This is a genomic window from Curtobacterium sp. SORGH_AS_0776 (genome assembly GCF_031453355.1).
In the GTDB taxonomy this organism is placed as follows: domain Bacteria; phylum Actinomycetota; class Actinomycetes; order Actinomycetales; family Microbacteriaceae; genus Curtobacterium.
Genome location: NZ_JAVIYU010000001.1, coordinates 1,585,077 through 1,607,439 on the forward strand (window position 1 = coordinate 1,585,077; position 22,363 = coordinate 1,607,439).

The window sequence follows — 22,363 nt, forward strand, 5'->3', positions numbered from 1 at the left end:
TCCGGTCAGAGTTCGAGCACCAGTCGCGGGCAGCCGCGCCGGGCGCGGGACACGCAGACCATCATGGTGCGGTCGTCGGCCTGCTCCTCGGGGCTGAGCACGGTGTCCCGGTGCTCGACCTCGCCCTCAAGCACGGGGGTCTCGCAGGTGCCGCACGTGCCCTCCCGGCAGGACGAGAGCACGAAGGCGCCGGCGTCCTCCGCGACCTCGAGCAGGGTCCGGTCGGCTGGAACCGTCACGGTGACGCCAGTGACCGTGAGCTCGACCTCGAAGGCCTCGCCGGGGGCGTCGACGTCCGCAGCGGGCTCGAAGCGCTCGACGCGGACGCTGCCCGCCGGCCAGTGCGCGGCGGCGGCCTCGACCGCGTCCATGAGCCCGCGCGGCCCGCAGCAGTACACGACCGCGTCGCGCGGTGCGGCGAGGAGCGCGTCGACGTCGAGCCGGACGCCCTCGTCGGCCGCCGCCACGACGACCCGGTCGGGGTGCGCGGCGACGAGCTCGTGCACGAACGCCATGCGGTCGCGGGACCGCCCCGCGTAGTGGAGCTCCCACGGAGTGCCGGCGCGTTCGGCGGCGGCGATCATCGACCGGATCGGCGTGATCCCGATGCCCCCGGCGACGAAGACCGCGGGGCGCGCCGGGTCGTGGCCGAAGTGGTTCCGCGGTCCGGCCACCACGACCTCGTCGCCGACCGCCAGCCCCTCGTGCACGGCGACCGATCCGCTGCGGCCGTCGGGCTCGCGGAGCACGGCGATGCGCCAGTGCCCGTCGGCCGTCGTCGTGACCAGCGAGTACTGGCGCTCGGTCCCGGGGGAGACCTCGAGGTCGACGTGCGCCCCGGGTTCCCAGTCCGGCAGCGCCGGGCCGTCGACCGGGGCCAGGTCGAGTGCGACGACGTCCGTGGCGACCTGGTGGCGGGCGGCGACGCGCAGTCGCCGACGCTCCGGCACGGCGTTCACGCGATCGCTCCGGCGCGCGGGGTCTCCTTGACCACGATCATGTGGAAGCGGCTGCCGTCCGCGCTGCACCACCGGTGGCCGGTGCCGCCGCGGTAGTACGCCGAGTCGCCGGGCCCGAGGTCGAGCGGTTCCCGTCCGCGCAGGTCGAGGTGCACGCGGCCGGCGAGCACGGTGAGGAACTCGTCCTCGTGGTGCTCGAAGTACTCGCCGAGGTCCGTGTTGTCGCCGACCCACTCCAGCGGCTCGAACGCGTGTGGGCCGGCGTGCACGAGCAGCCGGGCCTCGCCGCTCGAGAACGGTCCGCGGGCGCCCTCGCCGGCACGGATGACCTCGGGCAGGCGGACCTCGTGCTCCGGTCGCTCGGGGGCACCGGCGGCGAGCAGTTCGACCTGGGTCGTGCCGAGCGCCGCGGCGATCTTCTCGAGGGACACCATGCTGGCGCGGGAGTGCCCGCGCTCGACCTGGCTGAGGAACGGGTGCGACAGCCCCGTCAACTCGGCGACCTGGACGAGCGTCAGTCGTGCGGCGCGTCGACGGGCACGGATGTGCTCACCGATCCGCTGGGTCTGGTCGTCGACGACGCGGTCGGTCTCGGTGGTGGTGCCGGTGCTCACGCGCGCTCCTCTCGTCCTCGGTGGGGCCGTTCCGACCGCTCGGCCGGAACGCTCGTTCCCGCTCCCGGTCGCGTCGGGGCGGGCGTCACACGCGGCAACCGCCTCGAAACGAGAGGGAAACACTGCCGCCCTAGCATCGGAGATGTTGATGCGATCAACATTCTCACACACGATCGAGAGGCTCCGGATGGACTCGTCAGTGCCCCGCCCGATCGCCCTCCTGCGCTCCGCGCTGCTGCCGGACGGCCGGTCGGTCGACGTCGCGATCGACGGCGAGACCGTCTCCGCCGTGGCCCCGGCCGGCACCCTCGCGGCGCCGGCGGAGGAGACGATCGACCTCGGCGGCCGGCTGCTCCTGACCGCACCGGCAGAACCGCACGCCCACCTCGACAAGGCCCTCAGCGCCGACGTCATCCGGCCGCCGCTCGGCGACCTCGGTGCCGCGATCGCCTCGTGGACCGCGCACGCCACCACCATGACCGTCGAGGACATCGCCGACCGGGCCCGGACCGCCGCCCTCACGCTGCTCGCCGCCGGCACCACGGCCGTCCGGAGTCACGTCGACGTCCTCAGCGGCCGACACAGCGCGGCGGACCGGCCCGCCACCACGGAGCAGGCCCTGCGCGGCGCCCGTGCCCTCGTGCAGGTCCGCGACGAACTCGCCGGCCTGATGGACATCGAGCTCGTCGCCCTCGCCGGCCCGCTCGCCCCCGACGAGCACGTCGAGGCGGTGCTCGACCTCGGCGTGGACCTGGTCGGCGGCGCCCCGCACCTCGCCGAGGACCCCCTCGCGGACGTCGACCGACTCCTCGCCATCGCCCACCGACGGGGCCTCGGCGTCGACCTGCACGCCGACGAGAGCCTCGACGGCCCGGTGACCCTCGACCACTACGCCCGGGCGTCCCGCTCGCTGCGACGGGACCGGCAGTACTCCGCCGGGCACTGCGTCCGGCTCGGCACCCTGGGGCCGGAGCGGCTCGCCGAGGTCGTCGCCGACGTCGCCGCAGCCGACCTCGGGGTGATCACGCTCCCGATCACGAACCTGTACCTGCAGGGCTGGCAGTACCCGGTCGCCACGCCGCGGGGACTGACCGCGATCCAGGCGCTCCTCGACGCCGGCGTCCGCGTCGCCGCCGGCGCGGACAACGTCCGCGACCCCTTCAACCCGGTCGGCCGGAGCGACGCCTTCGAGACCGCATCGCTGCTCGTCTCCGCCGGCCACGTGACGCCGGACCAGGCGTACGCGATGGTGAGCGACACCGCCCGGAGCGTGATGGGCCTCCCGGCCGCCGGTCCCGTCCCCGGGCGGCGCGCCGACCTGCTCGCCGTGGCCGCGACGAGCGTCACCGACGCCGTCGCGAACGCCCCCGCCGACCGCATCGTCCTGTCCCGCGGGCGACTCGTCGCCCGCACCGAGGTGCGACGGACCGTCGCCGCGCCGGCCGCAGCCGCGGCCGCCGTCCCCGCCTGACCCCTCCGCCCGCCCGCACCGAGAACCCGAGGTGATCGTGACCACCACCGCCCCGCCACCCGTCGCCACGACGGACACGCTGCTCGACTTCCGCAACGTCGAGATGACCTTCCCGAACGGCACCATCGCCCTGCAGGGCGTCGACCTCACCGTGGACCGCGGCCAGTTCGTCTCGGTCGTCGGCCCGTCCGGCTGCGGCAAGTCCACGCTGCTCCGCATCGCCTCCGGCCTCGAGACCGCGTCGGACGGGTCGGCCGGTGTCGCGGCCGACCGCATCGGCTACGTCTTCCAGGACGCCACGCTCCTGCCCTGGCGCACCGTGCAGGGCAACGTCGAGCTGCTCGCCGAGCTCGGACACGTGCCGAAGGCCGAGCGAGCCGCCAAGGCCGCCCACGCCATCGAGCTCGTCGGCCTGAACGGCTTCGAGACGAACCTGCCGAAGCAGCTGTCCGGCGGCATGCGGATGCGGGTCTCGCTCGCCCGGTCGCTCACCCTCGACCCGGAGCTCTTCCTGTTCGACGAGCCGTTCGGTGCCCTCGACGAGATCACCCGCGAACGCCTCAACGACGAGCTCCTCCGGCTCTTCGTCGAGCAGCAGTTCGCCGGGCTCTTCATCACGCACTCCGTGTCCGAGGCCGTGTACCTCTCCACCGAGGTGATCGTGATGTCCGGGCGCCCCGGCAGCATCGTCGGCCGGTTCGACGTGCCGTTCCCGATGCCCCGCGACCCCGACATCCGCTTCACACCCGAGTTCGCCGAACTGGTCGGCGAGGTCTCGCACGCGCTCCGGGAAGGACACCGCTGATGGTCACCCTGCAGGAGGCCGCCGAGACCCGCGCGGTCCGGGCCGCCGCCCGTCGCGCCGCTCCTCGGGCCCGCCGCGGCATCGCGTGGTGGCAGCCCGTCGTCGTCCTCGCCGTGCTCGTCGGCATCTGGTACGCCGCGGCCGCGTACTACGACCACGTCCGTGGCCTGGCCTTCCTCGTGCCGTACCCGCACCTCGTGGCGAAGGCGATCGTCGCGCCGACGATGCCGGACGGGTCGCCGTCCACGTTCGGCTCCGACCTCTGGTCCGCCCTCGGACGCACCACCGTCGTCTCGCTCACCGGCCTCGGCTTCGCGATCGTGATCGGCGTCGTCTGGGCGATGGCGATGGCGCAGGCGAAGTGGCTCGAGAACTCGCTGTACCCGTACGCGGTGGTGCTGCAGTGCGTGCCGATCCTCGCCCTCGTGCCGCTCATCGGCGCCCTGTTCGGCTACGAGTTCGTCAGCCGCGTGATCGTCACCGTGATGATCGCGCTGTTCCCGATGGTGTCGAACACGCTGTTCGGACTGCAGTCCGCCGACCGCGCGCAGCGTGAGCTGTTCCAGCTGCAGCGTGCCGGCCGGTTCGCCCAGCTCGTCAAGCTGCAGTTCCCGGCCGCGCTGCCGTCGATCTTCGTCGGCCTGCGCACCTCCGCCGGGCTGAGCGTCATCGGGGCGATCGTCGGCGACCAGTTCTTCCAGCGCGGCAACCCCGGGCTCGGCGTCCTCATCCAGGTGACCGCATCGCGCCTGATGGGCCCCGAGCTGTACGCGACCATCCTGATCGCCTCGCTCTACGGCGTCGCCGTCTTCCTCGTGTTCGGCCTGATCGGCCGCCTGGCCGTCGGCCGCTGGCACGACTTCAGCTGATCCCCCCCAGAACCCACACCCCTTCCCACCACAGCACCACGAGACCCGCACCACGAACGGAGCCTCCATGCGCACCACCTCCCGCCTCGGCGTCGCAACCGCCGCCCTCGCCGCCACCGCCATCGCCCTCACCGGCTGCGCGGCGGGGTCGTCCGGCAGCACCGGGACGACCGCCGCGACCTCGTCGACCGCCTCCGGGCCGAAGGTCGACCTCGCCGGCGCGTGCCCCGCGACCGTCGTCGTCCAGACCGACTGGAACCCCGAGGGCGAGCACGGCCACCTCTACCAGATGCTCGGCCCGAACCCGGTGATCGACTCCTCCGGCAAGACCGTCACCGGCGACCTCTACGCCAACGGCAAGAGCACCGGCGTCAAGCTCGAGATCCGTGCTGGCGGCCCGGCCATCGGCTACACCAAGGTCGCGTCGCAGATGTACCAGGACAAGGACATCACCCTCGGGTACATGTCCACGGACGAGCAGGTGCAGTTCTCCGGCAACCTGCCCACCACGGCGGTGTTCGCCGAGAACGACCAGTCCCCGATGTCGATCATGTGGGACCCGAAGACGTACCCGGAGGTCGACAGCATCAAGAGCCTCGGCAAGGCACTCGAGAAGGACGGCGGCGTCGTCCGCTACTTCAACGGTGCCGCGTACATGACCTACCTGGAGCAGTCCGGGATCCTGCCGAAGAAGGTCCTCGACGGCAGCTACGACGGCACCCCGTCGAAGTTCGTGTCCGCGGGCGGCAAGGACGCCCAGCAGGGCTTCGCGACCGCCGAGCCGTACATCTACCAGAACCAGGTCGCGGCCTGGGGCAAGAAGGTCGACTACGCGCTCGTCTCGAGCACGGGGTGGAACCCCTACCCCGAGGCGATGTCGGTCCGTACCGGTGACCTGGAGAAGCTCGAGCCGTGCCTGCAGAAGCTCGTGCCGGTCATGCAGCAGGCCGACGTGGACTACCTGAAGTCCCCGGGCGCCACGAACGACCTCATCACGAAGCTCGTGCAGCAGTACAACAACGGCTGGACCTACGACTCGAAGGTCGGCGCGTTCGCCGCGGCCCAGATGGTGAAGCTCGGCCTCGCGAAGGACACCGACGGCTACATCGGGTCGATGGACGAACAGCGCATGCAGGACTTCATCGCCAAGGCGACGCCCGTCTTCGCCGGCACCGGTGACGTCAAGAGCGGCCTGAAGCCCTCCGACCTGTACACGAACGAGTTCCTCGACAAGTCCATCGGTCTGGGTTCCTGACACCGGTCGGCTCCCGTCGAACGGGAGCCGACCAACAAGCGGACGGGAGGCGCGGTGCCACGCCGCCCCGCGCCTCCCGTCCGTCGTCCCCGCACCACCCACCCACCAGGAGTGAGCATGACCACCGTCACCCCCACCCCCGTCGAGGCGCTGCGCGCCGAGCTCGTCGCACTGCTCGGTGAGCGCGGCGTGAGCGCCGACGAGCGCACGCGGGCCCGCGCCTCCGTCGACGAGGCCACCATGAGTCCCATCCTCAGCGAGCAGCTGCCCCTCGGCCTCGCCGACCTCGTCGCGTCGCCGGCCAGCGCCGACGACATCGCCGCCACCCTGCAGGCCGCGGTCCGGCACGGCGTCCCCGTCACCACCCGCGGGAAGGGCACCGGCAACTACGGCCAGGGCATCCCGCTGCACGGCGGCCTGGTCCTCGACACGTCGCGGGCACGCGCCGTCGTCGAGGTCGGCGACGGCTGGATCACCGCCGAGGCCGGCGCGTCCATGGTCGCCCTGGAGCAGGCGGCCGCCGCAACGGGCCAGCAGCTCTGGATGTACCCGTCCACCGCGCAGTCGACCATCGGCGGCTTCCTGTCCGGTGGTTCCGGCGGCACCGGGTCGATCGCGCACGGGTCGAACTGGCAGGGCTTCGTCACGGCGCTCGACGTCGCGCTCCCCGGCGCCGACGAGCTGCTGCACGTCGAGGGCGACGAGGCGCAGCCGTTCGTGCACACCTACGGCACCGCCGGCGTCATCGCCCGCGCCACCGTCCGGCTCGAGCCGCTGCAGGAGTGGCGAGCCGTCTACGCGGCGTTCCCCACCTTCGAGGACGCGCTCGTCGCCGTCCGCACGCTGCGCGGACTCGACCCGGTGCCGCGGCTGGTGAGCGCCGACCGCGCCGAGATCGCCGCGACGCTGCCGTCCGACCTGGCCGTCCCCGACGACCGGGCGAGCCTGCGAGCGATCATCGACGACGTCGTGCTCGACGAGGCGCGGGCACGCATCGAGGCCGCCGGCGGTGAGGTCCTGGACGTCCGCGAGGGGCTGCAGCAGACCACGAAGGTGTCGATGCTGTCGTACAACCACCCGATCTGGTGGCTGAAGCGGAACACGAGCGACACCGAGTACTTCCACGTCGAGGTCGGCGGCGAGGCGCTCATCGACCGGATCGCCGAGGTCGAGGCCGTCTACCCCGGCGGCATGCTCCACATCGAGGCCGCGCACGTCGGACCGATCGGGATGCTCACCGCGCCGTACACCGGGGCCGAGGACGTCTACGCCGGCTACCCGGTGCTCCGCGGACTCGGCGTCCGGGTGCACAGCCCGCACCAGTACTACGTCGACCACGGCGTCGAGGAGCTCGTGGCGCTGAAGCAGCGCACCGACCCCGCGGGGCTGCTCAACCCCGGGCACGTCATCGACCCGTCGCTCGTGGTCAGCGGTGGCTCCACCGCGTCCGCGCAGCCCGTCGTCCCGGGATTCGGCAAGTGAGCGCCGGCATCGGCACGGTCCGCTCGCGTCGGCTCGCGGAACTGTCGGGTCCGGCCGTCGCGGCGGGCTTCGGACCGGACACGATCGTCGTGCAGCCCACCGGCGCCGTCGAGCACCACGGCCCGCACCTGCCGCTCCTGACCGACCACCTCCTCGCCGAGCACATCGGCGGGGCGGCGGTCGAGCAGGCGGCCGCCGAGGGGCTGGACGTCTGGCAGCTCCCGACGCTGTCGTTCACGAAGTCCGACGAGCACAGCTGGGCGCCCGGCACGGTGTGGCTCGACAGCGACACGATGTTCGACACCGCGGTCCAGATCGGCCGCGCGGTCGCCCTCACCGGTGCCGGCACCCTGGTGTTCGCCAACGGGCACGGCGGCAACGTCGCGCTGCTGCAGGTCGCCCTGCGTGAGATCCGGAAGCGCTACGGGTTGAAGACGTTCCTCATGCCGACCCTCGCCCGCGTCCCCGGCCCGGACGGCGAGGACGCGGACGAGCTCGGGCTGGGTATCCACGGCGGCGCCGCGGAGACGTCGATGATCCTGCACCTGCGCCCCGACCTGGTCGACATGTCGCTCGCGGAGCGATGGGTGCCGGAGCACATCGCCGGCTTCGAGAAGATCGCCTTCAACGGCGGCCCGGTGTCGTTCGGGTGGTTGTCCGACGACTTCGGGACCCCCGGGGTCGTCGGCGACGCCAGCCGGGCGACGGCGTCGTACGGTGCCGTCCTCTGGGAGCACTCCGTCGCCGAGGCCGTGGCGTCGCTGCACGAGATCGCGCGGTTCGACCCGGCGGTGAGTCGTCCGGCGGCGGCCCGCCCCGCCGACGCTTCGGTCTCGTGACCGTGCCGCGAGGGGTCGACGATGCGCCCGTGCCGACGGACCCGTTGGCCCTCGCGGCATCCTGGCTCCCTGCGGCGGCGGACGCCCCGGGTCCGACCATGACCCTCTCCACTGTCGGGCTCGACGGCTACCCCGACGCCCGGACGGTCCTGCTCTCCCTGTTCGACGGGGAGCGCCTGCACTTCCACACCGACTCGCGCAGCCGCAAGGCCGCCGAACTCGCGGCAGTGCCCCGTGCCGCGGTGACCCTGCACTGGCCGGAGGCCGCGCGCCAGCTCGTCGTGGTCGGTGACGTGGCGCCCGTCTCCGACCACGAGGCCCGTGCGGCCTACGCGGCCAGGACGCGGTACCTGCAGGTGCTCGCGTGGGTCAACGACCACGCGTCCGCTGCGGACACGCCGGCTCGGCGCCGGGAGGCCTGGGCGGCGTTCGGCCGCGAACGGGCCGGCACCGAACTCGAGCCGCCGAGCACGTGGGCGGGGTTCGCACTCACACCGGTGCGGATGGTGTTCTGGCGCGGGGCGACGGACGCGGCCAGCAACCGGCTCGCCTACCAGCGGCGCGCGGACGGGTCGTGGTCGCGGGAGTCCTGGCCGGGGTGACCGCGCGCTGCGGAGCCTTCCTAGCGAACGGTGGCGCTTGGCAGTGGAGACCACGCAGCGACGACGACGGCAGCCGCGAACACGACCGTCACGGCGAGCAGCGCGAAGCCGTCCCCGGTCAGGGTCACGAGGGCACCCCCGCCCACTGCTCCCACCGCAGCGAGCGTCCGGTTCGCGCTGCGCATCGTGCCGTTCACCCGGCCGAGGAGGGCGTCCGGTGTGACGGTCTGGCGGAGGACCATCTCGTTCGCGTTCTCGCAGCCTGCTGCGGCACCGTGCAGGGCGAAGGCGACGAACAGGACCACGACCGTCGTCGGCCGTGCTGCACCGCCGGTACCGAGCGTCACGAGCGTGATGGCCGCCCAGGCGATCGGGTAGGCGGCTCGTGCGGCGATGATCGTCCGGCCGGCACCGAACCGGGTGCCGAGGCGTGTCGCAGCGGTCGCGCCGACGAGCATCGCGATCCCGCTGACGGCGATGACGGCTCCGTACAGCGCTGCGGGGAGCGCGAGCGTGCGGAGCGCGAGGGTCGCGAACACCGTCAGGCCGGCGGCGTTGGCGAGGAACCAGACGTGGGTGGACAGGGCCAGCGGCCTGAGCACTGCGTTGCCGTACGTCCAGCGCAGCCCGTCCACGATGTCACTCCGGAGGCTCGTCCTGGCCGGCCGCGCCGGCTGGTGCTCGACGACGCGGACCCGGGCGATGAGGAACGCGTCGACGAAGTAGCTCACCGCGTCGAGCGCGATCGCGACCGGCGCCGTCACGATGCTGACCAGGACCCCGCCGAGCGCCGGGCCTGCCGTCTGCGCCGCCGCGTCGCTCTGGTCCACCCGCGCGTTCGCTGCCAGGAGGAGCGGGCGCGGCACGATCCTGGGGAGGAGCGACTGCGTTGCCGCGAACCCCACGACGGACAGGATGCCGAACACGAACAGCACCGCCGCAGTCGCCCACAGGTCCAGGACCCCGGTGGACCACAGCACCGGGATCGCACCGAGGCTCACGCCGCGACCGATGCTCGCCCAGATCAGCAGCGGCTTCCGCCGGAAGCGGTCGACGGAGGCGCCGACGACCAGACCGAACACGGCGTAGGGGAGGAACTGGGCAGCGTTCACGAGACCGAGCTCGAACGGACTGGCGTGCAGCACGGTCACCACGAGGACCGGCACGGCGACCGCGCTCACGGCTGATCCGAACGACGAGACGGTCGCGGCCGACCAGTAGGGGAGGAAGCCCGGCACGCGACGCAGCGTGGTCACGTCGTCGCCCATGTCCCAACGCTGGCAGACCGTGACACCGCGAGCAAGGGTGTCATCTCGTCTCCCCGCACCCGGATCCTCGTGGGCACGGAGCGAACGCGCGCATCTCACCCTCCCTGGGTGAGACCCGTGATGAGGTTGATGGCGACCGCGACCACGAACGTGCCGAAGAAGTAGGACAGCAGCGCATGGCCCATGGCGATGCGGCGGGAGGGAGTGGACGACTGGACGATGTTGCCCGGGCTGTAGGCCATCCCGATGGAGAACGCGGTGTACGCGAAGTCGCTGTAGGACGGGTCCTCGTCCTGGTCGAAGTCGAAACGGTGCCTGTCGTCGATGTAGTACATGCGCGCGTACTTGAACGCGTAGACGGTGTTCATGACCGCCCAGGCCGCCACGACTCCGACCACTGCGAGGATCGCGGCGGCCGAGCCGACCGCGTCGTGCTGCTGGCTCCGGAAGAGCGCGAAGACCACCAGGACCAGGCTGAGGAACGTCGCGACGATGATGAGCACGTCGACCATCCGTCGCGAGCGATCCTCGTGACGGGCGAGGGAACGGGTGCGTTCGGGGCCGGCCGGCCAGGCCGTCGACCACGCCCAGACGAGGAACACCAGCGCGGCGGTCGACCAGCCGAGGAGCGCCGACAGGTCGGGGACACCGAGCAGCCCGGCGATCACCGCGACCGCGACGCCGACGACCACGGCGATGCAGGCCTTCACGGACAGGTGTGACATGACTCTTCCCTTCTGGACGGCGGCCGCTCGCGACGGTCCGGCTTGCGCTTCGGCTGCGCTGCGATCCGGTCAGCCGTGCCGTGATCCGGACAGGGGGACGTAGAGGCCGGCACGCTCGGCCCGGACGGCGGCGAGCGTGCGTGACGTGGCGTCGAGCTTGACCAGGATGTGCTCGAGGTGCGCGGCGACCGTGCGGGGAGCGATCCTCAGCGCCCGGGCGATCTCGACGTTGGAACACCCCTCGATCAGGTGTCCGAGCACCTCGAGCTCCCGTGGCGTCAGACCCCGCCGGTCCGGGGCCGACGACAGCAGCACCACACCGCGGACCACGGCGTGCAGATCGCTGCCGCAGCCCAGTACCGTCACCCGCTCGTAGAGGTCGGGCGACCGACGGCTCCCGAGCGGCCACAGGAACACCGCATGGTCCTGCCCGTCGTCGATCGCGTCCCTGGCCGCCTCGATCAGCGCCGAACCGGTGGCCAGGAGTCCGTCGTCCGACAAGCCCGGGAGGCGCATGACGCCGTGCCCGGGAAGGAGGACCGCCCCAGCTCGGGCCCCGTCGACGAAGGCCGCTGATGCTGCGAGCGTCCGCAGCGGGTCGACCCCCGCCGCGAGGACCGGGACGATGCGAGCGAGGCGTCGGCGGAGGGACCGTGTGGGTGGCTCCGGGCTCTGGAACAGCACGGTCATGAAGCCCACGTGTCGCCCCCGACGCTCGTACAGCGCGACGGACAGCGTCTCGTGGAACCCCGCGGACAGACAAGCGGCCCGACTCTGCAGGTCGCGGGACGACTCGGGAAGGTCCGACATGCTGGTGGGCGGCCGCTCACGATCGAGCCCGGCCATCTCGATGTCGCGTGCCATCTCGGGGCCGCTCATGTAGCGGACGCTCGACTCCGCGAGGTCGGTGCTCGCCACCGAGTTGTAGGCGGTACCGCCCTGTTCGGCCAGCGCCATCCACGCGCCGTCGAACGGGATCTGGGCGCGCACCTCGTCCAACATGGCCTGAGCCCGCTCGTGGACGGAGGACGGGCGCGCAGCGATGTCAGCGAGCTCGATCGCACCGGTGCGTGACACGGGACTCGACCACCTCAGGACCATCGCCAGCAGGAGTGAACGGAACTGTCCGAAAACGTCTTGCCTCGGTCTACCACCGTCGGTCGGTGGGGGTGCGTCCCGAGCCCGCCGGACGCATGGGCATGTCTGCCGATGGTGTGTCCTCGGTGCCAGGCGTGTCATGGCCCTGCCGAGCGGTCGACGGGACCGCGCGTGTTCGAGGCATCCGCACAGAGGAGACGATCATGAGGGCAGTTGTGTACGAGGGGCCGCGCAGCGTCGCGGTGCGAGACGTCCCGGATGCGCGCATCGAGCGCTCCACCGACGTGCTCGTACGGATCACGACGACGAACATCTGCGGGTCGGACCTCCACATGTTCGAGGGCCGCACCAGCTTCGAGACCGGACGGTGGTTCGGTCACGAGAACATGGGTGAGGTGATCGAAGCCGGCGACGGCGTGGACAAGATACGGGTCGGTGACCACGTGGTCCTCCCCTTCAACGTGGCGTGCGGTCACTGCAAGAACTGCGAGCGCGGGTTGACGAACTACTGCCTCACCGCGCAACCCGTGCCGGAGTGGGCGGGAGCGGCGTACGGGTTCGCGGACATGGGACCGTGGGCGGGCGGACAGGCCGAGCTCCTTCGCGTCCCCTGGGCCGACTTCAACTGCCTCCGCCTGGGCGAGGACGCGGAGGAGAAGTCCGCCGACTACGTCATGCTCGCCGACATCTTCCCCACCGGTTACCACGCGACCGAGATGGCTGGGGTGGGGCCGGGGGACCAGACGGTCATCTACGGTGCCGGACCGGTCGGCTTGATGGCTGCTCTGTCCGCCACCATCCGCGGTGCGAGCAAGGTCATGGTGGTGGATCGGCATCCGGACCGCCTCCGCCTGGCTGAGTCGATCGGTGCGATCCCCATCGATGACTCGAAGGTCGATCCGGTGGAAGCCGTGCTGGAGCAGACGATGGGGCTCGGAGCGGACAACGGCTGCGAGTGTGTCGGGTACCAAGCGCACGACCCCGTCGGCGACGAGCAACCGAACCTCACGCTCAATCGACTGGTCCAGTCGGTGCGGTTCACCGGACGGATCGGCACCGTCGGCGTCTTCGTGCCGCAGGACCCGGGCGGACCCGACGAACTGGCGAAGCACGGGCGCATCGCGTTCGACATGGGACTGCACTGGTTCAAGGGCCAGACGATGGGGACCGGGCAGGCGCCCGTGAAGAAGTACAACCGTCAGCTCCGCGATCTCATCGCTGCTGGCAAGGCGAAGCCGTCGTTCATCGTGAGCCACGAGCTGCCGCTCGCTCAGGCGCCGGATGCCTACGAGCACTTCGACAACCGCGATGCCGGGTGGACGAAGGTCGTCCTCAAGCCCGGCGAGGCGGCGTGACCATGGCGGGTCGAACGGCCGCGGTCGTCGGTGTCGGCGTCGCGGGCATCGCGGCGGGCCTCGTCGCCCGGTCGCTCGTGAAGCGGGAACGGGAGTCGGACGGGGACGGAACACACCCGCAGGGGTGGAAGGCGGTCACCGTCCTGGGCTCGGCCGAGCGTTTCGAGAGCGGTGGCTACCCCGAGCCGTTGCAGCGCCTTGCTGGGCTGCTGGAGATCCGGATCGAGCCTGCGTCCGGAGGCAAGGGGTTCGAAGTGCACGCTCGCTTCCGGGACGGCGGCGAGGTCCCGGTGGACGGCGACCCGAACATGCTGTTGCGGGAGGCTCTGCGCGATGCCAAGCAGGTCTTCGAGACGGGCGAGGTGCTGCGTGCGACCCCACGGCCGCACGGACGTCGTCCGAGCACCCTGCTGGGGCGCGCGGTCGACACCGCGGAAGACGAGGCCAGGGGTGGGGGTGTGCTGTGAAGGCGCTGTGCTGGACCGGAGTGAACGAGCTCGCGGTGGAGGACGTGCAAGACCCTCAGATCCTCAACGCGCAGGACATCATCGTGAAGGTGACGCTGAGCACGACCTGCGGATCCGACCTCCACCTCCTCGGCGGATACGTCCCGACCATGCGGGCAGGCGACGTACTGGGGCACGAATTCCTCGGCGAGGTCGTCGAGATCGGGTCGGCGGTCAGGAAGCACGACGTCGGCGAACGTGTCGTGGTCTGCTCGTTCATCAGCTGCGGCAACTGCTGGTACTGCCGCCATGAGCTGTACTCGCTCTGCGACAACGGCAACCCCAACGCGGGCATACCCGAGATGCTCTGGGGCCAGGCACCCGGAGGCTGCTACGGGTACTCGCATGCACTGGGCGGGTGGGCGGGGAGTCATGCCGAGTACATCCGCGTGCCCTTCGCCGACCAGGGCGCGTTCACCGTGCCTGAAGGGGTGAGCGACGAGCGGGCGCTCTTCGCCTCTGATGCCGCTCCGACAGGATGGATGGGAGCGCAGCTCGGCGGCGTCCGTCCAGGAGACACCGTCGGGGTGTGGGGCGCGGGAGGCGTCGGACAGATGGCGGCACGCGCCTCGCTGCTGCTCGGCGCCGAACGCGTCATCGTGATCGACCGCTTCCCGGAGCGACTGGCGCAGGTGGAGCAGGTCATCGGCGCGGAGACCATGAACTACGAGACGAGCGAGGTGACAGCCGAACTCCGTGAGCTCACGGGCGGCCGCGGTCCCGACGTGTGCATCGAGGCGGTCGGGATGGAGGCACACCGCGACGGACCAGACTTCGCGTACGACCAGCTGAAGCAGCAACTGCGACTGCAGACCGACCGGCCCACAGCCGTGCGAGAGGCGATCTTCGCCGCACGCAAGGGCGGCAGCGTCTTCGCCCTGGGCGTGTTCGGGGGCTTCGTCGACAAGTTCCCCCTCGGGGCGGTGATGAACAAGGGCCTCACGCTCCGCTCCGCACAACAGCACGGGCACCGGTACATCCCCATGCTCCTCGAGCGGATGGCCCACGACGAGATCCTCACCGAGCACCTCGCCACCCACGTCATGCCCCTCGAGGAAGGACCGGGCGGCTACGCCATGTTCAAGGACAAGACGGACGGGTGTGTCAGGGCCGTGTTCCGTCCCTGACCGGCCGCGAGCCGCTCGAGGTTCCTCGCGCGTGGGCCAGACTGTCCGGTCCTAGGCTGGGGCTGTGTCGAAGGTGCTGATCACCGGGATGTCGGGAACCGGGAAGTCGTCCGCCCTGGTGGAGCTCGCGAAGTACGGCTACCGGGCCGTGGACACCGACGACCCGGGATGGCGTGAGTACCGCCCCTTGCCTGACCCACCCGACGAAGCGCACCAGGGCGAGTGGATGTGGGTCGAGGCGAAGATCTCCGGGCTCCTCGACGCGGCGGAAGACCGGTCGCTGTTCGTCCAGGGATGCGTGCGGAACCAGTCCGAGTTCTACGAGCGGTTCGATGCGATCGTGCTCTTGACTGCTCCGCTGGACGTGATGCTTGATCGGGTCACGCGCCGCACGACGAACCCCTACGGGAAGACCGCTCTCGAGCGTCGGATGATCGAGGCGGATCTCGTCGAAGTGCAGCCGCTGCTCCGCGCCGGATGCACGCACGAGCTCAACGCTGCTCGACCGCTGTCCGAGGTGGTGTCCGACTTGATCACCATCGTTTCATCCGCGGAGGGCGGCGTCCGCCGCGCATTTCCGTGAGTCCGGGCCGCCATACTCGTGACATGACCCGTGCTCTCGTCCTCGTCGACATCCAGCTCGACTACTTCCCCGGTGGTGCGTTCCCACTCGTCGAGTCCGTTGCCGCGGCGACCGCTGCCCGAACCGTCCTCGACGCGTTCCGCAGGTCGGGCGAGCTCGTCATCCACGTCTTCCACGTCAGCACGGACCCCTCGGCCACCTTCTTCCGGCCCGGGACGCCGGGGCTGGAGTTCCACTCGTCCGTCCGACCCACCGCCGGCGAGGTCGTGCTCGAGAAGCACCATCCGAACAGTTTCACCGAGACCGGACTGCAGGGCATGCTGGACGATGCAGGGGTCGCCGAGCTGGTGATCGTCGGGATGATGAGCAGCATGTGCATCGACTCGACCACGCGGGCCGCGCACGAGCTCGGCTACACGTGCACCGTCGTGTCCGACGCCTGTGCCGCTCCCGACCTGCGGCACGGGGACACCGTGGTTGCCGGTGCGGTCGTGCACGCCGCGTTCATGGCCGCCCTCGACGGCAGCTTCGCGACGGTGACCGACAGTGCCGTGATCGTCTGAGGGCGCTGGACGACGCGTGCCGATGATGCATGCGAGCAGGGTGGTCGCGAGGTCGTTCCTGGCGATGTCCGACGGGAGCCTGTCTGCGGCGTAGTGGGAGCCAGTCGGGCGCCCCAGCCCGGCCGTTGCTCGCGCCGCTGATGACCGTCCTCCGCCGGGACCTCACTCGGCCGGCATCGGTGACCGCCCGGACGAGACCGTTCCGGTGTGCCCGGTCCGTCCGTGGCCGCGCCCCCTTGACGCAGTCGCTCCGGCCTGCTTTGCTCTTTCAACAGGTGCAAACAAGTTGCATCAGGTGAAATGACCCTCAACGGAGAGTGAGTCGCACATGGGTTTGGCCGTCTGGGCGTTGATCGCCTACATCGGCACGATCGTGGTCTGGAGCGTCGCGCTCCGCCGTGGGATCGGCGAGGGCATGGTCGTCGGTTTCCTCGTCGTCTGCGCGTTCGGCGGGACGCGGTTCCTCGAGCTGCTCGTGGTCGGGCTGCAGGACGCCTTCAACGAGGAGATCGTGTTCGCCGCGTTGGCCTTCACGTTCATCGGGTTCCTGCTGGCGTCGACCGGCGTGATCGACCGGCAGGTGGAGATCCTCAACTCGATGCTCGGCCGGCTCCCCGGCGGCGCCGGGTACGTCGCGACCGTCGGCTCGGCGCTGTTCGGATCGGTGGCGCACTCCGGATCCGCGAACGCGGCGACCCTCGGCACCGTCACCATCCCGTGGATGAAGCGCTCGCAGTGGCCCGCACCGGTCGCTGCCACCGTCGTGGCGGGGAACGCCGGCAACGGCACGGTGATCCCGCCGAGCGCCTCGTTCTTCATCCTCATCGGCACCGCGACCGTCGCGCCGCTCGTCACGGTCGGCGAACTCCTGCCCGCGATGTTCGTCGCTGCCGCATGGTGCGTGCTGTGGCGCCTCATCGTGATCGCGTACTTCGTCCGTCGGCACCGCATCCAGCGTGTCCCGGCTGCGGACATCCGCCCCTTCCGTCAGTCCTTCCGACACGGGTGGACGTCGCTGCTCGTGTTCCTCGGCATCCTCGTCCCGGTCTTCGTGACCCTCGGTCCGAGCGGTGCGTTCGTGACCGGTGCCCTCGGCGAGGAGGCGGCGGACACGATCAGCATCGTCGTCTGGATCCCCGTGCTCCTCGGGCTGCTGGCCCTGCTCCTCGGTCGGAAGAAGCTGCCGAAGGGTGCCCGCGGCTGGTACGACTTCGTTGCGAAGACCGCCCCGCGCTACCGCGACATCGGGGCGACGCTCGTCTTCGCCTTCGCCGGTGGAGCGGTGCTGACCGAACTCGGACTCGCGGACCAGCTCGCCGCCGTGCTCAACGGGCTGGACGCGTCCCCGGTGGTGATGAGCGTCATCGTCGCCGTCATGGTCGTGCTGGTCGCCGGGCCGCTCAGTTCGACCGCGACCATCGCCACGATCGGCGGGATCGGCTTCAGCGTCCTCGTCGTCGCCGGGGTCGACCCCGTGCTCGCCGCGTGCGTCGTGCTGGTGGCCGCATCGACCGAAGGTGCCTCACCGCCCGGGGCCTCGGCCATCTACATCGCGACCGGGATCGCGGGGGTGAACCCGGTGAAGACCTTCGTCCCGCTGGTCGTCCTGTACGTGATCCCGATCCTGCTCATCGCCGCGCTCATCGGGCCGGGCTGGCTGCCCGTCCCGCACTGAGCCCGGCCCCACCGATCGGAAGGACTGCACCTTGGCAGACTCCACGGGACCCGCGATGGGTCCGACCCGGCAGCGAATCGCCGCCGGCATGACGACGGTGTTCGTCGTCCTGCTCGTCTCGATGCTCGCGCTCGGCACCGTCATGGTGCTGCTGCAGCTCGTGGGCGTCCTGGTCCTGAACGCCGCGCTCGTCTCCGGCGTCGTCTCCGTCCTCGCTCCGTGGACGTTCGGTGTCGGCGGCGCCCTCGGGATCTGGACCCTGCTCCTCGCCTACGCACACGGATGGAAGTCGAACGAATGACCGAGCACACCCACCAGCCCGTGACCCCGGACGTCGTCCAGCGACTCGGCGCACTCCCGGTCGCGAACATCGGCGACGCCATGCAGCGCCTCGGGGTCGTCGAGGCCGAGATCGCAGCCGTCTGGCGCGGAGCGCGGACCGCCGGCACCGCCCGGACCGTCGAGGTCGCGGGTGGCGACAACGCCGGCGTCCACGAAGCGATCGACACCCTCCGTCCCGGTGACGTGCTCGTGGTGAACGGCCACGGTGTCCGCGACCGAGCCCTGGTCGGCGAGCTCATCGCCGAGCGTCTCCGCGCACGGGGCTGCGTCGGACTCGTCATCGACGGCGCCGTCCGTGACGTCGGCGACCTCGAGGAACTCGGCTTCCCGGTGTTCGCCCGCGCTGTCACACCAGCCGGTCCCTACCGGAACGGACCCTTCCGCGTCGGGGTCCCGGTGGCGATCGGCGGTGTCGTCGTCCACCCCGGGGACGTCATCGTCGCCGACGGGGACGGTGTCGCGGTGGTGCCGGCAGCCGAAGCGGCCGCGGTGCTGGACCGCGCGGAGGCCAAGCACGCCGACGAGACCCGGATCCGGAACGAGATCGTCGCCTCGGCGAGGTCCGTGTGACGGTCCAGCAGGGCGGTCCGCCACAATGGCGTCATGGCAACCGACGGGCACACCACCCAGCCGACGGTCCGCAGCGTCGAACGCGCGCTCGACGTGCTCGAACTGCTGGAACGGAGCGACCGTCCGCTGCGTCTGGTCGACCTGAGCCGAGGCACCGGCTTGCACGCCGCGACCGCCCTGCGGATCGTCGGGGTGCTGCAGCGCCGCGGCCTCGTGCAGCAGGAGGGCGGGGAGTACCGGCTCGGAGCGGGGGCGCTCGGTCTGGCGCACGGCTACCTCGTCGGAGACCCACTGACGACCCGCGCACGCGCAGTGCTCCAGCAGCTCGCCGACTCGACACACCTGACCACGTCGCTCTACGTCCGGACCGGCCAGGAGCGCATCCTGACCGCGCGGGTGGACGGTCGGGATCCCCTCCGCTACCAGTTGCCGGTCGGTCGACGGCTGCCGCTGGTGGTCGGCGCCGGCAAGACGATCCTCGCGTTCACCTCGCCGGCGGAACGGGACGACATCCTCGCGCACCGCGGCGACACGACGGACGGGAACGGACGCACGGTGAGCGCGGAGGAGCTGCGCTCGTCGCTCGACGAGATCCACCGGAACGGCTTCCACGTCTCCATCGCCGAGCGTGACGTCGCCGTCGCCGCGGTCAGCGCGCCGGTCTTCGACCAGCACGGAGCCGTGATCGGATCCGTGTCGGCGTCCGGACCGGCAGAACACAACGACAGAGCGGGACTGGAGGCACTGGTCCCGGAGATCCGTCGGGCCGCGCAGGCGGTCGGTCGGTAGGACGCGAGCCACGGCTCGCAGGAGAGGAACACCATGCGAGTCGGGTTCATCGGCCTCGGCGAGGCCGGAGCCATCTACGCGGCTGCTGTCGTCGCCGCCGGCCACCGCGTCCGCGGGTTCGATCCCGCTCCGACGCCGGCACCGAGCGGCGTCGAGCGGCTCGCTTCGGTCGAGGAGGTCGTCGCCGCGAGCGAGGTGACGATCGTCCTGACCGGAGCCGCACTCAGCCGGTCGATCGCGGAGACCGCTGCGGGGGCGATCACCCCCGGCGCGGTCTACGCGGACTTCACGACCGCCTCGCCCGAGGACATGGTCGCCGCGGAGGACGGCATCGTCGCAGCCGGAGGTCGCTTCGCGGACGTCGCGATCCTCGGACCGGTGCCGCTCAAGGGAGCCGCGACGGAGACGATCGTGTCGGGCGGTGCCGCGGACGTCCTCGGGGAGCTGCTCACCTCCCTGGGCTCCGAGGTCGAGTACGTCGACGGTCCGGCCGGCACCGCGACCTCCCGGAAGCTGCTCCGGAGCGTGCTCATGAAGAGCCTGGCGACCGTCGTCGTCGAGGCGCTCGAGGCCGGACGCGCCGCGGGGTGCGAGGAGTGGGTGCACGCCCAGATCGCGGCGCAGCTCTCCGGGGACGCGGACGCGAAGATCGAGCGGTACGAGTCGGGCAGCAGGAAGCACGCCGTGCGACGGGCGCACGAGATGCAGTCCGTGTCGGAGTACCTGGAGCGCCTCGGCGTCCGCCCCGAGATGTCCTCCGCCGCTCGCCGCGTGCTCGAGCGACTCGCCGCCGAGTAGCGGTCGCGGTGCACCCGTCGGTGCGCGAGCACTCAGCGCGACGCTGCCTCCGGCACCGTTCCACCCCACCCGTTGAACCCGCCGAACACGACCCTCACCGGGACGGCCTGCGCCCGGTCGGTCACGTACCGGTACACGCCTCCCGGACGGCCGAGCCACAGGACACGCGACGGCGTCGTGGTCGTCGCCGTCGTCCGGAGCTCGACCACGTACTGCCCGGAGGGGATCTGGAACTGGGCCGTCTGCTCGTCGTCGAGCAGCGTCGAGAACCGGGTCGAGAACGACGCCCCGCTCGTCGCCTCCGTCACCACGACGCTCGCGGCACTGAGCTGCGGCGACGGGGTGCGGGACGCCGTGTTGGCGAAGACGGCCAGGTCGTAGTCGCTGTGCGCGTAGTGCTGCGACAGCGTCACCTGCGATGCCGGGAGCGTCCCCCGCTGCTGGTACACCCGCGTCTTCCACACGGCGGGCGAAGCCGTGCCGCTGGCGTACGCCTCGATGCGGTACTGACCGGTGCTCAACCCGAGGAACCAGTACCGTCCCGCGCTGTCCGAGGTCGTCCGGAACACCTGCGAGGTGTCCTCGTTCCACGCGTACATCAGCCGTCCGGCAGCGGGACCCGAGGGGCCGACCACCCCACCCTGCACGGTGGCACCACGGACGAGCGGCACGGTCACCGCGACCGTCGTGCCACCGCGGACCGCGATGTCCGAACGGAGTCCGGGGGCGTAGGTCTCCGTCCCGCGCGGCGGGAGTTGCCGTGTGGTGACCGTCACGGTGTCCGGGGCGGGGATGCCGGCGAACGTCGCGGTGCCGTCGACGTCGGTGGTGGCGGTCCCGACGACGGTGTCGAAGCCGATCACGGCGAGTTCGACGTCCGCCAACCGGATCGGGGTGCCGTCCGGCGTCGCGAGCTGCACGGCGATGGTGCCCGATCCGGCCGCGTTCGCCGGCGGCGCCACACCGATCAGTGCGGCCGCTGCCAGCGCCACGATGAGTGTCGTCCCGATGATCTGTCGCATCGCGTTCCCCGTTCGCCCGCCAGCCCGGTGTTGCGTGGGACGGTACACGCACGGGAGGCGCGGTGCGGGTCCGACCCGCACCGCGCCTCCCGTGCTTCCCGCGCGCTCCGTCCGCGTCAGCGGACCGCGACCACCAGCGGCTGCGGGTCCACCGGGTCCGGCGGCACCGGCAGGGAGCCACGGACCTGGTTCTGCGCCTGGCACTGGCTCGTGCAGTTCGTCGCACCCTGCGAGAGCTCCACGGCGTCCTCGCCGAGCACCCCGCCCATGCGCCCGCCGGGCTGGACGGTCCACGTCGTCGTGGTCGCGGTCTGCGAGGTCTTCGTCGCGACCTGCGGGCTGTCCTTCCCGAGCAGCATCTGGTGCGCGCCGCTCCCGGAGGCCACCGCGGGCGTGCCGTCGCCGAAGTTGATCTTCCCGGTGTACGGGTTGGTGAAGTAGAAGAGCCCGGCGCCGAGGGTGTGCGTGAACGTCACCGGCTGAGCGAACTCGGTCTCCATCTGGAAGATGCCGCCTTGCGCGCCGTCCTTCGCCTGGACCTTGAGCTTGCCGGCACCGGTGGCGAAGATCGCGACGAGGGTGTCGTCCTTGACCTCGAGCGAGGACAGCTTCGTGCTGGCGAGCTGCGCGGCGGTCAGCGAGGGGACCTTCGACGCGAACACGACGGTGGGCTTCGTCACCATCCGCTGGGTGTCGGGCGCGCCGGTGAGCGTGTAGTCGTACACGCCGAGGTCGGCGATGCGGATGTCGAACCCGTTGTGCTTGCCGCGGACCGCGATGGTGCCCGAGACGGCGACGTCCTTGAGCTTGACGTCCTTCCCGACCGCGGGGTTGGTGGTGGTGCCGTTGACGGTGACGGCGTAGTCGCCGCCGGTCGAGGTCTTGCCGGATGCGTTCGCGGGGGCCACCCCGGCGAGTGCGACCGCTGCGACGACGCCGGCCGTGACCGCGGCGACGATGCCGATGCGCCGTCCGTGGCGCTGGTGCGTGCTGGACATGGTGTGCCTCCTGGTGTGCTGGGGTGCGTACCCCTCGACACCGATCGT

General features: G+C 71.3%; 24 protein-coding genes. 17 read left to right on the plus strand and 7 right to left on the minus strand.

Features of this window, described 5'->3' with window-relative positions; translation table 11 throughout:
- Window positions 1-5: 5 nt before the first annotated feature.
- Together QE359_RS08035 and QE359_RS08040 are read right to left on the minus strand one after the other, a co-directional pair.
- Window positions 6-959, minus strand: a complete 954-nt coding sequence (locus tag QE359_RS08035; RefSeq protein ID WP_309778765.1) for a PDR/VanB family oxidoreductase — start codon at window positions 957-959, stop codon at window positions 6-8.
- A complete protein-coding gene (locus tag QE359_RS08040; protein ID WP_071295298.1) occupies window positions 956-1,573 on the minus strand; it encodes a helix-turn-helix domain-containing protein in 618 nt (205 codons plus the stop codon). The genes QE359_RS08035 and QE359_RS08040 overlap by 4 nt, the downstream gene beginning before the upstream one ends.
- Before the next feature lie 187 nt (window positions 1,574-1,760).
- Here QE359_RS08040 and QE359_RS08045 point away from each other — a divergent pair, with 187 nt between their 5' ends.
- The 7 genes from QE359_RS08045 to QE359_RS08075 all read left to right on the plus strand — a co-directional run bounded on the left by QE359_RS08045 (window position 1,761) and on the right by QE359_RS08075 (window position 8,896).
- Window positions 1,761-3,044 carry an amidohydrolase family protein gene (locus QE359_RS08045; protein ID WP_309778766.1) on the plus strand — a complete coding sequence of 428 codons (1,284 nt, stop codon included), beginning with the start codon at window positions 1,761-1,763 and terminating at the stop codon, window positions 3,042-3,044.
- 37 nt (window positions 3,045-3,081) lie between these two features.
- Window positions 3,082-3,849 carry an ABC transporter ATP-binding protein gene (locus QE359_RS08050; protein WP_254789361.1) on the plus strand — a complete coding sequence of 256 codons (768 nt, stop codon included), beginning with the start codon at window positions 3,082-3,084 and terminating at the stop codon, window positions 3,847-3,849.
- Window positions 3,849-4,718, plus strand: coding sequence for an ABC transporter permease (locus QE359_RS08055; protein WP_071295296.1), 870 nt, complete (start codon window positions 3,849-3,851; stop codon window positions 4,716-4,718). Before QE359_RS08050 ends, QE359_RS08055 begins: the two co-directional genes overlap by 1 nt.
- Before the next feature lie 67 nt (window positions 4,719-4,785).
- Window positions 4,786-5,973, plus strand: coding sequence for an ABC transporter substrate-binding protein (locus QE359_RS08060; protein WP_309778767.1), 1,188 nt, complete (start codon window positions 4,786-4,788; stop codon window positions 5,971-5,973).
- Window positions 5,974-6,090: 117 nt separating this feature from the next.
- Window positions 6,091-7,455 carry an FAD-binding oxidoreductase gene (locus QE359_RS08065; RefSeq protein ID WP_309778768.1) on the plus strand — a complete coding sequence of 455 codons (1,365 nt, stop codon included), beginning with the start codon at window positions 6,091-6,093 and terminating at the stop codon, window positions 7,453-7,455.
- Entirely contained in the window at window positions 7,452-8,294 is an 843-nt protein-coding gene (locus tag QE359_RS08070; RefSeq protein ID WP_309778769.1) for a creatininase family protein, read from the plus strand. Before QE359_RS08065 ends, QE359_RS08070 begins: the two co-directional genes overlap by 4 nt.
- 98 nt (window positions 8,295-8,392) lie before the next feature.
- The gene (locus QE359_RS08075; protein WP_309778770.1) at window positions 8,393-8,896 is read left to right on the plus strand and encodes a pyridoxamine 5'-phosphate oxidase family protein; all 504 of its coding nucleotides are present in this window, start codon (window positions 8,393-8,395) and stop codon (window positions 8,894-8,896) included.
- A 20-nt stretch (window positions 8,897-8,916) separates the two neighbouring features.
- Here the strand turns inward: QE359_RS08075 and QE359_RS08080 are convergent, their stop codons facing one another.
- The 3 genes from QE359_RS08080 to QE359_RS08090 all read right to left on the minus strand — a co-directional run bounded on the left by QE359_RS08080 (window position 8,917) and on the right by QE359_RS08090 (window position 11,891).
- Window positions 8,917-10,164 carry an MFS transporter gene (locus QE359_RS08080; protein WP_309778771.1) on the minus strand — a complete coding sequence of 416 codons (1,248 nt, stop codon included), beginning with the start codon at window positions 10,162-10,164 and terminating at the stop codon, window positions 8,917-8,919.
- 95 nt (window positions 10,165-10,259) lie between these two features.
- Entirely contained in the window at window positions 10,260-10,889 is a 630-nt protein-coding gene (locus QE359_RS08085; protein WP_309778772.1) for a DUF1345 domain-containing protein, read from the minus strand.
- A gap of 69 nt (window positions 10,890-10,958) precedes the next feature.
- Window positions 10,959-11,891, minus strand: coding sequence for a LuxR C-terminal-related transcriptional regulator (locus tag QE359_RS08090; protein WP_309778773.1), 933 nt, complete (start codon window positions 11,889-11,891; stop codon window positions 10,959-10,961).
- Window positions 11,892-12,190: 299 nt separating this feature from the next.
- Between QE359_RS08090 and QE359_RS08095 the strand changes: the two genes are divergently transcribed.
- The 10 genes from QE359_RS08095 to QE359_RS08140 all read left to right on the plus strand — a co-directional run bounded on the left by QE359_RS08095 (window position 12,191) and on the right by QE359_RS08140 (window position 20,295).
- Window positions 12,191-13,342, plus strand: a complete 1,152-nt coding sequence (locus QE359_RS08095) for a glutathione-independent formaldehyde dehydrogenase (RefSeq protein WP_309778774.1) — start codon at window positions 12,191-12,193, stop codon at window positions 13,340-13,342.
- 2 nt (window positions 13,343-13,344) lie between these two features.
- Window positions 13,345-13,809: a hypothetical protein gene (locus QE359_RS08100; RefSeq protein ID WP_309778775.1), complete on the plus strand. Its 465-nt coding sequence runs from the start codon at window positions 13,345-13,347 to the stop codon at window positions 13,807-13,809.
- 35 nt (window positions 13,810-13,844) lie between these two features.
- Window positions 13,845-14,975: a zinc-dependent alcohol dehydrogenase gene (locus QE359_RS08105; RefSeq protein ID WP_309778776.1), complete on the plus strand. Its 1,131-nt coding sequence runs from the start codon at window positions 13,845-13,847 to the stop codon at window positions 14,973-14,975.
- A 73-nt stretch (window positions 14,976-15,048) separates the two neighbouring features.
- Window positions 15,049-15,558, plus strand: a complete 510-nt coding sequence (locus tag QE359_RS08110) for an AAA family ATPase (protein WP_309780410.1) — start codon at window positions 15,049-15,051, stop codon at window positions 15,556-15,558.
- A 23-nt stretch (window positions 15,559-15,581) separates the two neighbouring features.
- Complete coding sequence (locus tag QE359_RS08115; protein WP_309778777.1) at window positions 15,582-16,121, plus strand: cysteine hydrolase family protein; 540 nt, start codon at window positions 15,582-15,584, stop codon at window positions 16,119-16,121.
- Window positions 16,122-16,449: 328 nt separating this feature from the next.
- Entirely contained in the window at window positions 16,450-17,796 is a 1,347-nt protein-coding gene (locus tag QE359_RS08120) for a TRAP transporter large permease subunit (RefSeq protein WP_309778778.1), read from the plus strand.
- A 31-nt stretch (window positions 17,797-17,827) separates the two neighbouring features.
- Window positions 17,828-18,097 (plus strand): hypothetical protein, encoded by a 270-nt coding sequence (locus QE359_RS08125; protein ID WP_309778779.1) that lies wholly within the window; start codon window positions 17,828-17,830, stop codon window positions 18,095-18,097.
- Window positions 18,079-18,708, plus strand: coding sequence for a methyltransferase (locus QE359_RS08130; protein ID WP_309778780.1), 630 nt, complete (start codon window positions 18,079-18,081; stop codon window positions 18,706-18,708). The genes QE359_RS08125 and QE359_RS08130 overlap by 19 nt, the downstream gene beginning before the upstream one ends.
- Before the next feature lie 33 nt (window positions 18,709-18,741).
- The gene (locus QE359_RS08135; protein WP_309778781.1) at window positions 18,742-19,497 is read left to right on the plus strand and encodes an IclR family transcriptional regulator; all 756 of its coding nucleotides are present in this window, start codon (window positions 18,742-18,744) and stop codon (window positions 19,495-19,497) included.
- A 33-nt stretch (window positions 19,498-19,530) separates the two neighbouring features.
- Window positions 19,531-20,295, plus strand: coding sequence for a DUF1932 domain-containing protein (locus QE359_RS08140; protein ID WP_309778782.1), 765 nt, complete (start codon window positions 19,531-19,533; stop codon window positions 20,293-20,295).
- Between the two features lie 32 nt (window positions 20,296-20,327).
- Here QE359_RS08140 and QE359_RS08145 read toward each other — a convergent pair whose 3' ends face one another.
- Window positions 20,328-21,317: a carboxypeptidase-like regulatory domain-containing protein gene (locus QE359_RS08145; protein WP_309778783.1), complete on the minus strand. Its 990-nt coding sequence runs from the start codon at window positions 21,315-21,317 to the stop codon at window positions 20,328-20,330.
- A gap of 116 nt (window positions 21,318-21,433) precedes the next feature.
- Window positions 21,434-22,315 carry a hypothetical protein gene (locus tag QE359_RS08150; RefSeq protein ID WP_309778784.1) on the minus strand — a complete coding sequence of 294 codons (882 nt, stop codon included), beginning with the start codon at window positions 22,313-22,315 and terminating at the stop codon, window positions 21,434-21,436.
- Window positions 22,316-22,363: the final 48 nt, after the last annotated feature.